13 protein-coding genes and 1 pseudogene are annotated in these 11,927 nt (G+C 28.0%); 7 read left to right on the plus strand and 7 right to left on the minus strand.

Annotation, left to right across the window (positions count from 1 at the left end):
• On the minus strand, positions 1-325 hold a 325-nt coding region (locus Q0J90_RS13785; protein WP_297278458.1), incomplete at its 3' end, for a P1 family peptidase.
• A gap of 477 nt (positions 326-802) precedes the next feature.
• Here Q0J90_RS13785 and Q0J90_RS13790 point away from each other — a divergent pair.
• A complete protein-coding gene (locus Q0J90_RS13790; RefSeq protein WP_297278459.1) occupies positions 803-2,239 on the plus strand; it encodes a sodium:solute symporter in 1,437 nt (478 codons plus the stop codon).
• Positions 2,240-2,345: 106 nt separating this feature from the next.
• On the opposite strand, the gene Q0J90_RS13795 is transcribed toward Q0J90_RS13790, so the two are convergent.
• The 6 genes from Q0J90_RS13795 to Q0J90_RS13820 all read right to left on the minus strand — a co-directional run bounded on the left by Q0J90_RS13795 (position 2,346) and on the right by Q0J90_RS13820 (position 7,616).
• A complete protein-coding gene (locus Q0J90_RS13795) occupies positions 2,346-3,932 on the minus strand; it encodes a 1,4-alpha-glucan branching protein domain-containing protein (RefSeq protein ID WP_297278460.1) in 1,587 nt (528 codons plus the stop codon).
• A gap of 113 nt (positions 3,933-4,045) precedes the next feature.
• Positions 4,046-4,429 (minus strand): transcriptional repressor, encoded by a 384-nt coding sequence (locus Q0J90_RS13800; RefSeq protein ID WP_297278461.1) that lies wholly within the window; start codon positions 4,427-4,429, stop codon positions 4,046-4,048.
• Between the two features lie 107 nt (positions 4,430-4,536).
• Positions 4,537-5,073: a hypothetical protein gene (locus Q0J90_RS13805; RefSeq protein ID WP_297278462.1), complete on the minus strand. Its 537-nt coding sequence runs from the start codon at positions 5,071-5,073 to the stop codon at positions 4,537-4,539.
• A gap of 58 nt (positions 5,074-5,131) precedes the next feature.
• Complete coding sequence (locus Q0J90_RS13810; RefSeq protein WP_297278463.1) at positions 5,132-5,803, minus strand: late competence development ComFB family protein; 672 nt, start codon at positions 5,801-5,803, stop codon at positions 5,132-5,134.
• Between the two features lie 302 nt (positions 5,804-6,105).
• Positions 6,106-7,122 carry a DNA polymerase III subunit delta gene (gene holA, locus Q0J90_RS13815; RefSeq protein WP_297278464.1) on the minus strand — a complete coding sequence of 339 codons (1,017 nt, stop codon included), beginning with the start codon at positions 7,120-7,122 and terminating at the stop codon, positions 6,106-6,108.
• Between the two features lie 68 nt (positions 7,123-7,190).
• Positions 7,191-7,616: an HIRAN domain-containing protein gene (locus Q0J90_RS13820; RefSeq protein WP_335824864.1), complete on the minus strand. Its 426-nt coding sequence runs from the start codon at positions 7,614-7,616 to the stop codon at positions 7,191-7,193.
• A 218-nt stretch (positions 7,617-7,834) separates the two neighbouring features.
• On the opposite strand from Q0J90_RS13820, the gene Q0J90_RS13825 reads away from it, so the two are divergent.
• From Q0J90_RS13825 to Q0J90_RS13850, 6 genes and pseudogenes are all read left to right on the plus strand, one after another.
• Positions 7,835-8,395 carry a hypothetical protein gene (locus Q0J90_RS13825; protein WP_297278466.1) on the plus strand — a complete coding sequence of 187 codons (561 nt, stop codon included), beginning with the start codon at positions 7,835-7,837 and terminating at the stop codon, positions 8,393-8,395.
• Positions 8,396-8,655: 260 nt separating this feature from the next.
• Positions 8,656-9,588, plus strand: a complete 933-nt coding sequence (locus tag Q0J90_RS13830) for a hypothetical protein (RefSeq protein ID WP_297278467.1) — start codon at positions 8,656-8,658, stop codon at positions 9,586-9,588.
• Positions 9,589-9,600: 12 nt separating this feature from the next.
• Positions 9,601-10,290 carry a hypothetical protein gene (locus Q0J90_RS13835; protein ID WP_297278468.1) on the plus strand — a complete coding sequence of 230 codons (690 nt, stop codon included), beginning with the start codon at positions 9,601-9,603 and terminating at the stop codon, positions 10,288-10,290.
• A 24-nt stretch (positions 10,291-10,314) separates the two neighbouring features.
• A complete protein-coding gene (locus Q0J90_RS13840) occupies positions 10,315-10,974 on the plus strand; it encodes a tia invasion determinant (RefSeq protein ID WP_297278469.1) in 660 nt (219 codons plus the stop codon).
• 11 nt (positions 10,975-10,985) lie between these two features.
• Positions 10,986-11,624 carry an invasin gene (locus Q0J90_RS13845; RefSeq protein WP_297278470.1) on the plus strand — a complete coding sequence of 213 codons (639 nt, stop codon included), beginning with the start codon at positions 10,986-10,988 and terminating at the stop codon, positions 11,622-11,624.
• A 78-nt stretch (positions 11,625-11,702) separates the two neighbouring features.
• Positions 11,703-11,927 (plus strand): annotated as a pseudogene (locus tag Q0J90_RS13850) (leucine-rich repeat domain-containing protein); the annotation flags it as partial.

Here is an 11,927-nt window from a genome sequence, read left to right on the forward strand (position 1 = left end):
ATATACAAGACTGACAAACTAAAGGTACTTTTGTAACTCCTACATCAAAACCAATATTTCTCTCTTCTAAATATTTCATTACTCCGCCGGATGCATCAAGTCCGAATGCACTTCCTCCGCTTAAAAGAACTGCATGTATTACTTCGGCAGAAGCAAAAGGTTTTGTTAATTCGCTTTCTCTTGAAGCAGGTCCTCCTCCCCTAACATCCAAACCTGTAACGGCTCCTCTTTCACATATTATAACTGTACATCCTGTTGCAGCTTCTTTATTTTGAGCATTTCCAATTTTTATATTTTCTATATCTGTTATTTTTATCTCTTTCATAATATTCCTCAATTTATAATGGTATTATTTTTATATTATATATTAAATTATAATTTTTAGTTGACAAAAAATAAACAATATTATATGCTTACTGCTAATAGAAATATTTTAATTAAAATTCATTAATAGAGGTATTTAATAGTGAAATATCTAAACATCATTAAATATTCTTTTTCTTCTATTCAGGAAGCATCTTATCATATAACAACTCTATCAAGGTGATAGAATAATCTATTTTTCACAAATCAATACGTACATACTTTAATGTTCAAAATTTTTAATTCCAATAGCATTGGAATATAAAATTATAATCTTAATCTAATAAGGAGAAATTTATGACAGGTTCATGGCTTATGGATTACTTTATTTACGGCTGCGGTGTACTAATGATAGTGCCGATTATAGCATGCATTTTCAGAGCCTTAAAAAATAAAGTAAATAAGTAATTAAAACAAAATAAAAGGAGACAAAAAGAAAATGATAACAAATTGGATAATATTAATAATTTCTTCTATTGCCCTGATATCAATAGGATATTGGTCTCAGTTAAAAATTAAGGAAAATGCTTCTGAAGGTTTTTTGCTTGGGGCTAAATCAATAGGAGCTTTTGTAGGAGCTGGTACTTTAATGGCTACAGGATACAGCGGATGGGGCTTTATAGGTTCTCCAGGTACAACTTATGCTTACGGTGCTATAGAGATATTTGCTAATTTCTTCTTTGCTCCCGCTATAACATTCGGTACTTTATTTTTTGCTGGGTTTATGAGAAAGAGAGCTGAAGAAAGCGGCGGCTATACAGTACCTGAATATATTGCTAAAACGCATTATGGAAATGAAGCACAAAAAAGAATAGTACATGGATTAGGCGGCATTGCCACTTTTATATTTCTATCTGTTTATATAATAGGACAAATCAGAGCGGTTGGTTTGGTTGCTTCTCAATGGCTTGGCATTTCTGAACATACAGCATCTATAGTATTAATGATTGTTATTATTATATTCACAGTTCAAGGAGGGCTTCTTGCTGTGGCTATAACTGATACTATAATGTGTATAGGAATGGTTATAGCTTCTATAATAGTATACTTAACTATAATTAAAGATATACCAATGCTGGAGCTTATACAAAAAGTAGGAGAAGTAAAACCAGAGTTTATTAATCCTGAAACTTCTGTGCCTTACGGAAATGGAAAGTACAGTGTATTTTTAGTATTTATATACGCTTTTCTATTCACTACAACTCTTCCTTATATGTCAGTGAGATTCTTATCATTCAAGAAAGATGTTAATATACCTTTAATGTCTTTATATATGGCGCCTATCGGAATAATATTGAGTTTAGTACCTATAGCAGGACTTTATATGTTTTATAAAAATCCCAACTTAACAAATCCAGACAGTGCCATGCCTGTATTTTTGACAACTTATCTTCCTCCTGCAATAGGCGGTATGATAATACTGTTTATATTATTCGCAATGCTTTCTACTATAAGCTCGGTTCTGCAGGCATTGGCATCATCTTTATCGCATGACTTGGTTGTATCATTTACAAACAAGCCAGATAAAAGCAGCCCTATAGTTAATAGATTAGGAGTAGTATTTACTGGAGTATGGGGACTTATACTCACATATTTAGCCCCTCAAGGCATGCTTAATCAAATAGCATATATTGGAACTGGAGGGCTTATAGCAATGTTTGTAGGACCTATAATGATGAGACCTATTGTTAAAGCAAATATTACATCAGCCTTACTTTCTATGATAGTAGGATTAGTAACAAGCACTATATTTATATTGAAACTTAATATAGGATGGGTAGAAGCTCCTATATTCGCAGGCTTGATTGGTTCGGCTGTTTATTTGATTTACGGATTTATTTCAAATGGTATGAAAAGAGTGCCTGCAAACGAATAATAATAAAATATTAAATACAATCATTTCAGCCTAATTTTATAAAAAAAGAGTATGTATACTGAAAAACAATATACATACTCTTGACTTTTATAAAAATTAAATAAACTTAATTATATATTCTAAAATCCATCTCTGGGAATATATCATCGCGCCATTCTAATTTCCTGAGCCACTCTTCGTTTAAATCTCTGTTTTTAATAGCATAATAAAGATCTGTAAATCTCTTTATATATAATTTAGTAGTATTAACAGCATAATCAACCATAGTACCTGTATGCATAATGAAAGCCCAGTCGCTGCTTTGAGCAAGCAATAATTCACGTGCCGCTTGATTCAATGCTCTCTCATAAAGTCCTGTCTCATTATAATAATCATGTGCCAATTCTATCATTCTTTCAGCTGCTTTATGCAAGTGTCTGTATATCCAGCCGTTTGTACCGTTAAGCCAAACTTCTCCGTATCCATTAGCACCCCAGCTTGACATAGAAGGCATGGATATTTGATTTACAGGATGTCTTTCCAAATATTCTTTAGGTGTTATTGTTTCTATAGTATTTTGATCATAATGAATTTTTCTCATTAAGAACTCTATAAACATAGGGCCTTCATACCACCAGTGTCCGAATAATTCAGCATCATAAGGAGATACCACTATAGGAGGTCTGTCCATTACAGAAGCTAAATATTCAATCTGCTTTTCTCTATTGAACATAAAGTTTCCAGCATGATCTCCTGCAGCTTCCATTGCCCATTCAGGATTATAAGACTCTTTTGCACAGTCTTTACCTGTAATTCTATAGTATTTTATACCGGTATTTTTTCTAAGTCCGTTGCTTTGTATAAAATCTTTAATATATTCAAAAGGCAAATCATATCCTATATCTCTATAGAATTCCCTGTATCTGAAATCACCAGGATATCCGACTTCTGCACTCCATACGCTTCTTGAACTCTCTATATCTCTCCCAAAAGCAGCCACTCTGCTTTCTCTTGAACAATATAAAGGAGCATAAACACCATATTTAGGAACTTTATCAGCATACATTATACCATGAGTATCAACAAAGAAATATTTTATTCCATTGTTGGCAAGATGCTTTTCAAGTCCTGGAAAGAAACCGCATTCTCCAAGCCATATACCTGTAGGTCTTCTTCCTAAATGTCTTTCATGCGTTTTTATTGCCATTTTTAATTGTGCTTCTATGGCATTAGGGTATTCCTGCATAAATGGGAAAAATCCATGAGTAGCACCGCATGTAATAATTTCTAAATTACCTTTTTCCAAAAAGTATCTGAAACCATTTAATATATTTTTACCATATTTATAAACAAAAATATCTCTTATCTTTTTAAATTTATCTCTATAAAATTCTGCAGTATGATGGAAATTAGGATCCAATGATGTTCTCTCACATTCCATTTCAGATAATTTAATTAATTTTTCTATATAATTAACATATCTATTTTGAAGCAGTTCATTGGCTAACATATTCATAAGAGGAGGAGTAACACTCATAGTTATTTTAAAATTTATGCCATCATTAACCATTCTATCATAAGCATCTAACAAAGGTATATAAGTTTCCGTAATAGCTTCATACAGCCATTCTTCCTCCAAAAAGTTCTCATGTTCAGGATGTCTTACATAAGGGAGATGAGCATGCAGCACTAAAGCTAAATAGCCTTTTGACATATATTATTCCTTAAATTTAAAATGTTATATGTTAAATAGTATATAAAATATAAATATTAAAATCAAGACTGTAAATATCGTTATTAATAAAAAATAATAAGCATAACAATATCTTAAGAATGCTTACAATTTTTACAAATACCTGTGAAAACGATATCATGCTTTAGTATATCTACACCGTATTCCTTAGAAACCAAGTCATCTAATTTGCCTTGATATTCCATAGGTATATCAATTAATTGTTTACATTTATTACATTGAAAATGATAATGTTCATTTGTTATATGATCAAAACGTACTGCATCATCTATAATAGAAAGTTTTTGTATTTCTTTAGTATCTGATAATAAATTTAAATTTCTATATACAGTACCTAAACTTATAGATGGAAAATTAGGTTTAATATAGTTATATACTTCCTCTGAAGTAGGATGATTCTTTAACTCTCTAACAGCATTTAAAATTACTTGTTTTTGTATAGTATTTCTTGTGTTCATAGAATAATAACCCCATTAATAATTGTAATTGATAATTAATCTTATTTAGTAATATACTACTAAGTAAATTATTTGTCAATAAAAAATTACAAAATTTATATAGTATACTATGCCTTTAAATTTATATAATCTATTGCTAAATCATTATTGCTTTTAGTAATAACAAATTTATAGTCCATAGTCTTATAAAAATAAATCTCAGCTAAAATATTACCATTTTCATCATCAATAATTTCTTTTTCTAATTGTATATTATTCGAATTTAGATCATTTAATAAATTGTCTAAAAAAGCATCCGCATTATTTGATGTATTAACTGTTATTTGTTCTATGCCATCATTTCCCGTAAATATTATAAGATCTGCATCTTCTTCTCTTATATTAATGCTTTTTTTTATGATAGTATTTTTTAAAAGAGCTTTATCCATATCAAACATGGATGCTAAGCTGTCAAATGATGTTTTAAAAGATAATGATACCAAAGATTTTATATCGTTATTACTGTATGCTAATATATTATAATAATTAAAAGAACTGCTTATTCCTGTAACTTCATAAGATGTAAGGTTTTTATGAATCAAATTTGCTATAACAATAAAAATAATAAAAAAGCATGCAAATACAATAAATTTAATTACTCTCATTTAATTCTCTTTAAAATACAATGATGCCCAAATATCAACAAATGCTTTTTATTATATTTTATTTTATATTATGATTTTCTATTAATAATATATCATTAACTTCTTCTATTGAGAAAAGCGGCATATCCCCAGCATTATAGTATGTTGGTTTTAATTTAAATGACAGCACACTTTTATACTGCATATATTTTTCTGATTCTACAACTATATCTAAATTAACATCTATCTCTGTATTGCTGTCAACCTTTTTAGGCATAAAACAAAACATAAATTTTCCAGGTACGTTGCTTGATACTATAGCAGGATTTGGAAAATTAACACCATAACCCTGTAATATTTTATTTTGATAAAAAATATACACTAAAGCATTATCTATTTTTTCAAAATTATTAGAAGATGTTATATTCCCCATTATACTTGGATAAGTTATATAGTATCCGTTCTCACTTATAGAAGGAACAGATTCTAATAAAGTATTTTCTTTTCTTCTAGTAACTATTTCACATGCATCTGCTATAATACTTAAAATTTCAGTATTACTCTGTATAGGATCTCTATTATAACTATGTAAAACACCTCTGGCGCTTGTAACATACTGCGACTGAACTCTATTTAAAGTATATGCTATAATATCCATACGCATATTTGTGTTAACTGGTATATTTTTTTCTTTTAAATAAGAATCTGCTAATTTTGAAACTTTTTGTTCCATAAGGTTAACTAAATACATACGCACCATCCTATAAATTTATGAGATATTATACAAAATAAATGGTTATTTGTCAAAGAAAATTGCTGTAAAACTTATTTAATTTATTTTATTTTTAAAATAAATTAAATATGAAAATTTACTCAAATGAAATATAAAATATATTTTTAGTTTGAATATGATGCTATAACAATATGGTTTATACTGATGAAAATTGTCAAATTTACATATTAAATAGCTAGATACATTAATCATTTAATAAAGTAAATAAAAATAATTTCTTATATACTTACAATACTCATAATTATATAAAATATTTGTATTTATTTAGTTATTGTAAATAAAAATAATTCAAAATGTGCTTTAAAAATATTTACGGGAGTTGTAACACTTAAAGTATTTAAATATGATATTTTTGATATTATATTAACAATTTCTTCTAAAGAGAAAAGTTTTAATGAATTTTTTTTCTTTTTTAAGATAAACTCTGGTATCTTAGTTAATTTACTTATTTCATTTAAAGTTGTTTGAGGGGTAAAGATTTTCATATAATATATTGCCATAAAATTATTCATCATCAGCGTAAGAGAACTTGATGCATCCTGATCAAGCCTATGCATGATACTGAAACATTTTTTTCTATCTCTCTCAAAAACAGCATCCAAAAAATCAAATATATTTCTATTTTTAGATACATAAGTAAAATCCATAATATCTTCGATATGCAAATAATCTTTATCATTATAATTGCATATTTTGGCAAGCTCTGAATAAAGTGAATCATAATCCAAATTGATATTATTTATTAAATACTCAACAGCATCTGTAGATATTTTTTTTCCTTGTTTATTAACATAGGCATTAATTAATCCCCTAAAATCATTTTCATCAGGTAATGGAAAATCTATAAAATATATATTATTTGCATTTTGTTTTTTAGAAAAATATTTATATATAGGATCTTCTTCTAATGAACTTTCTGTTTCTAATATAACAATAGACGTTTTGGATGGATTAGAACAATATTCTAAAAAATCTTCCTGAAAATTATTGTATTTATAAATAACAATAAGTCTAAGTTTGGATCCAAAAGGAGGAGTATCCGCTACTTCTAATGGAGCAAATCCTACAGCATCATTTTTATCATAAAACACGCTGTAATTCATTTCACTGTCTCCCTCATCAAGAAACATATAAGAATGCATAGAAGCAATAAAAGCCTTTTTAAAAAGTCTTTCTTTTCCTGTTAATATATAAATACCATAGTTAAAAGGCTCTTTAATATATTCATCTTTAACTTTTTGAAAAGCTAATTCTGTTTTTACTGAAATTTTTTTCATATATAACTTTTATAATAAATTTGTTATTATAATATCATAATGTATATTAAGATGCAATAGCAGTGTTTTCAGCTGTTTTTTTTAGAGTTTTTTACCATATCTATAAATACTCTTATCTCTATTTTGCACTCATCATCTTCTTCAAGTTTAATGCTTTTTATTACAGCATGTACTTTATTTTTTTTATCTTCAAGTTTATATGATATTAAAGGTGAAATAACACTAGGAATATATCCTAAGCGGAAATAATTTCTGCTGTCATAAATAGCTATGGCAAATCTGTCATAAGGATTAAATATTTCATGCACAAGGGTTACAGATTCATTTTTGCATAAAAATTCTATTATCTCCTTTCCGTCATTATATTTATATCCTGCAACAAAAAAATCGATATAATACCTTTTAGTTTTATAATTTCTATTTATAATAATTCTTCTGAAGCTGTTTTTTTCATGATTAGTTATGTATGTAATATGTTTTGTATTATCATTAATATTATTATTCATAGACGGAAAGCAGTACCTTTTTAGTATTGAACATCTATGAATTTTACTTTAATTCAAATTTTCTGTCAAGCATATAAAAAATATTATATATACTAATTTTTAAAGTTAATATAGTCGACGTTTATAACAGTATAATTTTATATTGTTTTTATATAAAAAAAATATATAATAAAAATATAAATATTATTTTTATGGAGAATAAAGAAGTGAACGCAGTCAAGTATATTGCTGTATTATTAATTATAATAACATTTTTTTCATGTAAAAAAACAAGCCTTACAATTACAGGTCCAGGACCGGAATTATTTTTAAGCAAAATGGAAAATAATAAATGGGACGGTGTTACAGTAAATGATAACGGCAATAAAATTACTATTAACACTGGAAGCGGAGATAAAAATTACACATTTGAAGACAATATACTAGGTGTAGGCGGAGTATATAAAGATGATAAGCCTTCAGGAAGTGATAAAGGATATATAGTAACAGTACCCGCTGGCGATACATTATATACAGTAGATATGACAGAAGATGGTAAAAAAGCTATAAATGATATATTAAATGTAGTTGGGGAGGATAAAGCTCTAGGTATAATGGTAAATATAGCAGGCAATGGAGGTATAGACAGTAATGGCAATATAGATGTTGATAAACTAGTTGGAAACAGCGGTATTACTCAAGATCAGGTAAGTCAAATAGAAGCAATAGTAAAGGATCTGCCTAAAGGAAGTTTTGGAGATCCTAATGAAATAGGACTAAAAAAATAATCTATTTATTAAATTTTATATGGCAAAATATATGGAGGATGAATTACATATTATTAAAATATAATATAAAAAAGCCATAAATGATATTACAAATATAGTTGGTATAAATAGTACTTTTGTTGGGAAGAGGCATAAATTTGGGAAATGCATAAATAACTTAGATGTTAATAAATTACTGTAAAATTATTAACATTTAGCATTAATCTCAAATAATAAATGGTCAAAATATACTAATTATAAAAAATAATATTAAGGTGTTTATGAAGAGTAAATTGTTATTAATATTTATAATAGTTTTTAGCATATCCCAATTATGCGATGCTAAAGGAATACCAATGTCTACGCAATCCGATACAAATACATATAGTTGGATTAAAGGCAGACAAGTTGTAAGTGTAAATTTAGTGCCAGGATATGCTTGTTTATTTCCCACTTTGATAAATACAATATTTGATAATGCTAATACATTTGCGGGTTTAGTCGGCACTGATTTAAGTTCTATAGAAAAATATATGAATGCTGTAGAATATAAAGGAAGTTTCTGGTATGTTCCTAGTATATCATATACTCTTCTTGTTCATCCGCGTGTTGGAATAGAAGTAGGTTTTGGCGTACAATCTATGTCATTTTTACTTAATATACCAAAAGATAAGGCAGGAGATTTAATTAATTCTGCAGTTTCAGGAGGTAATTTAGGTAATATAGGAGATGCAGTATCAACTGACACAAAATTTAAAGCATCTTTTACATATTTGCCGGCTACAATAGGAATAAAATTTCTTGGAGGAAAAAACAGACAAGTAGTAAATACTTTCAGATTCGGATTAGAAACTTTAATATCTGATGTTGAAACGGAAAATGGAATTACTGGGGTAAAAACTAAACGTCATACAGTTGATACCACAATGTATGTATCTTATGAACTAGGATGGACTATAGAATTATTCCCTACAAGAGAATGGCCTGTAAAACCTTATATTGACTTTTCTCTATTTGAAATAGGATATTATGTTCGTTCCGGAATACCGGGTATTTACGAGGATGTACGAGAGGGTATAGGTTTCTTCGGAAGCGGATTAATAAATGTAAATACAATAATACCTTCTTGGAGTTCTTTCCCATCATGGGCTAACTATGTAGCATCTATAAAATTTGCACTATTCCCTAGAATAGGCTTTAGTTTAAGGTTTTAATGCGAGGTATATATGAGAAATAAATTAATAGTTTTATTTTTATTTATAATTACCGGCATATCCTTTGCTGATGATGTTACAAATAATATACATACTGAAAATGGAATTGAATCGCATAGACATTCTATAGGTTTAAATTTTGGAAGCACTATATTTTATATGCTTGAAGCACCTGCTATTGTCAATCTCATCTTACCAAGCAAAGACCCAAATAATCCTAAATTATATGGAACTTTTGGTTTAGATTTAACTTATACATACAGAGCTTCTGAAAAAATTGATTTAAATATTGATGCCGGATTTTATACAATGAAAACGCATTACAGTAATGCAAATGCCTTGTATAATGGAAATGTTTACGGACTTGGATTTTCAATTGGAGGAAGATTCTATTTCAATAAAAAGGACAGAGCATCCGGATTTTTTTTAATGCCTAAAGTAGGTACGACATTATTTATAACTAAAGGAAATGAATATAAAACAGATGGTTCTATTGTAAATAGAGATACATATATATGGGATTTTTATGCATCAGGAGAACTTGGATTTAGAATAGATGTATCAAGAGGATTAGGAATCAATGGCATTAACAGCGGGGTACGTCCTTTCTTTGATATATCAATACTTGAAATGGGTTACTCGTATAATCATATATTTAGATTTGTACTGCTGCCTAGATTTGCCATTGGTATATTGTTTTAATTTTATTTTTAAGGAAATTATTTTATGATAAAAAAGTTTTTGTTTAGTTTTTTCTTGATAGTTTCTTTAACTAACATGCTTATGGCTATTGATATAGGGGCATATTTATCTCCTAAATTTTTATTTGAGATAGAAGATTCTGGAATAAGAAAACCAAACAGCGATAAACAAAACATTCAAAATTTATATGTTGGAGGCGGTATTGCAGTTGGATATAATTTTGATATATTCCATAAATACAGCACTGTAAGACTTGAATTTGAATATTTATATAGAAATCCAATACCTCAAAATGTATATATAACCGGAGTAAAAACTATGCATTCTCATAGCTTTTTATTAGGTGCATATTATGATTATTATTTTTGGTATACGGATTATAATAATCCGGATTCTGCCAGAAGTAAAATTAACAATGGAAAAAGACCTTTAATGTCAGTTTATGCAGGATTTTTAATAGGCGGAGCATTAAATACATATATAGCAAATACATCCCATGAATACGGCGGAATTTTTAAGACTAGTACTTATTATAATAAAGGACAATTCCTTTATGGTTTTGGGGCTGGATTAGGATTTCATATAACCCCATTATTAAGTTTGGATTTAGGATATAGATTACTGCTTACAGAAGAAACGCAATCCAATCATGATATAATAGCTTCTTTAAGGTTTAATTTTTAGGGGTACATTAGATGAAAAGATACTATATAATTATATTTATGTTTATAATATTATTCAATGGCGCACAAAAACTATTTTCATATATTCCTGAGGGCTTATATATAACTCCTAAATTTATGTTTTCACATGACGGAAGTTATGCTTATATTAAAGATGATGGTACAAAAGGGTATTTCAATTATTTAGGCGGAGGTTTTTCTATTGGATACAGTATACCAACAATAAATAAATCATCACCTGTAAGATTTGAATTTGAATATGTCGGCAGAAATATAGTAGGAATGACAAATGATATAAAAATGCATACTTTGTTAGGTTCCGTATATTTTGATATTAATTTTTTTGTTATAGATGAAGTATTAACAGATGAAACATACAAACAAACATTATTAACTAAATATCCTCCATTTACAATTTATATAGGTTTTTCTATGGGGGCAAAATTAAAAGACAGTTTTTTAACAACATATAATGGAACAGAATATAGAACATCTGTAAATACATTGGTTTTTGGATTCAGCGGAGGAATGACTTTTAATGTACTGCCTTATATGTCTATTGATTTAGGATACAGATATTTATTAGATACAAAGGCAGACGGATATCATGATGTATTATTAGGATTAAGGTTTAAAGTGCCTAAACTATAAATATTTTTTAAGTAAAACTAAAATAATTTTACTTTATTTTTAGTTTTTTGTTTAAATGTTATAAAATAGGGACAAATTATGAAAAAAGATAAATATAAAATATTTATATTATTATTCATCTCAATACTTTTTATTTCATGCAGTAATTACATAGCAACAGATCCTCTTGCATCATCAGGATACGGATATGATATTTATTCAATTCCAGATAATGTTGATCCAAAATATCTAATCAAGGCAGATACAAAAGAAGCAGATATAGAAAATATCATGCAGCAATATTTTGATGAACACGGTTCTTAT

The sequence above is a fragment of the uncultured Brachyspira sp. genome, from assembly GCF_944390595.1.
In the GTDB taxonomy this organism is placed as follows: domain Bacteria; phylum Spirochaetota; class Brachyspiria; order Brachyspirales; family Brachyspiraceae; genus Brachyspira.